At 65.7% G+C, this 338-nt stretch carries 1 protein-coding gene; it reads left to right on the top strand.

The annotated features are described in order from the left end of the window. Positions 1-75: 75 nt before the first annotated feature. Positions 76-338, top strand: a 263-nt coding sequence (locus tag ACLJNW_RS23840) for a hypothetical protein (protein ID WP_410961172.1), incomplete at its 3' end; no start/stop codon positions are given.

The raw sequence follows: 338 nt of genomic DNA, 5'->3' as shown, positions 1-338 counted from the left end.
ACGCAAGACCGATCCCGGCGAGGCTTTCGACTGGTCGCGCTACCGCGCCGGATTGACCGATTCCAAGGAGGAAACATGACGTTCCTGGTGTTGCTGCTGGCCCTTGCGCTGGAGAAGTTCTCCGGCTGGCGCCGGCGTATCCAGCGCGATGGCGCCTGGCTCGCCTGGCTGAGCCTGGTCGAGGATCTGCCCTCGGTGTCCCGCCGCTCCTGGCTGGGGCTGCTGCTCGCGGTGGTCCTGCCGTTGCTGCCGCTGGCCCTGTTGCTGACATTGCTGCAGTCGTTGGCCTATGGCTGGCTGAGCCTTCCGCTGCACCTTCTGGTGGTGGTCTACAGTCT

The sequence above is a fragment of the Salmonella sp. SAL4457 genome, from assembly GCF_046548235.1.
Taxonomy (GTDB): Bacteria; Pseudomonadota; Gammaproteobacteria; order Enterobacterales; family Enterobacteriaceae; genus Salmonella; species Salmonella enterica.
Note: the sequence above shows the minus strand (reverse complement) of the source record. Positions and strands in the feature narration are given on the sequence as shown.